We start from the raw sequence: 1,659 nt of genomic DNA on the forward strand, positions 1-1,659 counted from the left end.
CCCTAGTGGCCGGCCTCGTGCAGGAGTGGCCGATGCCGGGCTGCACGTCCAACGGGACACGCAGCTGGGCCGCGTTGCCCATCTGTTCGGTGACCAGGGCCTGCACCTGCTCCAGCTCCCCCTCGGCGATCTCCAGCACCAGTTCGTCATGAACCTGCAGCAGCATCCGGCTCTTCAGCCCGGCCGCCGCCAGTTCCGCGTCCACCTGCAGCATCGCGACCTTGATGATGTCCGCGGCCGAGCCTGGATGGGGCGTTCAGCGCCGCGCGTTCGGCGATGTCGCGCAGGCGGCGGTCGGAGCTGTTCAGTTCCGGCAGGTAGCGGCGGCGCCCAAAGATCGTTTCGGTGAACCCGTCCTTGCGGGCCTGGTCGACCACTGAACGAAGGTAGGTGCGCACCGCGCCGAAGCGGTCGAAGTAGTCCTTCATCAGGGTGCGGGCCTCGTCGACGGTGATCTTCAGCTGCTTGGACAGTCCGAAGGAGCTCAACCCGTAGGCCAGCCCATAGCTCATCGCCTTGACCTTGGAGCGCATCTCGCTGGAGACCTCTTCGGGGCTGACGTTGAACACCCGCGAGCCGACGTAGCGGTGCAGATCCTCCCCGTCCTGGTAGGCCTGGATCAGGCCCTCATCCCCGGAGAGGTGGGCCATGATGCGCATTTCGATCTGCGAGTAGTCCACGGTCAGCAGCTTGTCGTAGCCCTCGCCGACGACGAACACGTCGCGGATGCGCCGGCCCTCCTCGGAGCGGATCGGGATGTTCTGCAGGTTCGGGTTCAGGCTGGACAGGCGTCCGGTGGCCGCGACGGTCTGGGCGTAGGTGGTGTGGATCCGCCCGTCGTCGGCGATCGACTTGCGCAGCCCCTCCACGGTCTGGCGCAGCTTGATCGCATCGCGGTAGGCCATCAGCGCGACCAGGAACGGGTGCCCGGTCTTGACCAGCAGGTCCTGCAACGACTCGGCATCCGTGGTGTAGCCGGTCTTGATCTTCTTGGTCTTGGGCAGCTCCAGTTCCTCGAACAGCACCACCTGCAGCTGCTTCGGACTGGAGAGGTTCACCTCGTGGCCGATCGCGTCGTAGGCCTCCTGGGTGGACTGCTCCACCTGGGTGGTGAAGTGGTCGTAGAGCTCATCCAGCTTCGTGCGGTCCACCGCGATCCCGGCCCGCTCCATGTCGAACAGCACCCGCACCAGCGGCAGCTCAATGTCCTTCATCAGCTGTGCGGCGTGCTTTTCCTCCAGGCGCCCGACCAGGTACTCGGAGAGCTCGTTGATGGCCTGGCTCTGGGCCAAGGTGGCGTTCTTCAGCTCCGGGTCCACCCCCATCCCCAGGTCCAGCTGCCCCTTCTTCTCCGGCTTGACCACCGGGACGGTGGCCTTCAGGTGGTACTGGGCGATGTCGGCCAGGTCGTGGCTGCGCCGGTCCGGCTGGATCAGGTAGGCGCCGATCAAGGTGTCGTCGACGACGCCGACCAGGTCCAGACCGCGTTCTGCCAGCAGGTGCATGCTGGCCTTCGCATCGTGCAGCACCTTCGGCGCGCGCGGATCCCCCAGGTAGTCGGCCAGCGCGCGGTCGGTCTGCTCATCCAGTTCAGTCAGGCTGATCCAGGCGGACTCGGTGCCGTGGGTCAGCGCCAGCGCGGCCGCTTCCCCGCCGCTG

Annotated in this window: 1 pseudogene; it reads right to left on the reverse strand. The window is 66.5% G+C overall.

The annotated features are described in order from the left end of the window. Nucleotides 1–2: 2 nt before the first annotated feature. Nucleotides 3–1,659, reverse strand: a pseudogene (gene polA, locus JCM19049_RS13510) (DNA polymerase I); the annotation flags it as partial.

This window comes from Arthrobacter sp. JCM 19049, assembly GCF_001310435.1.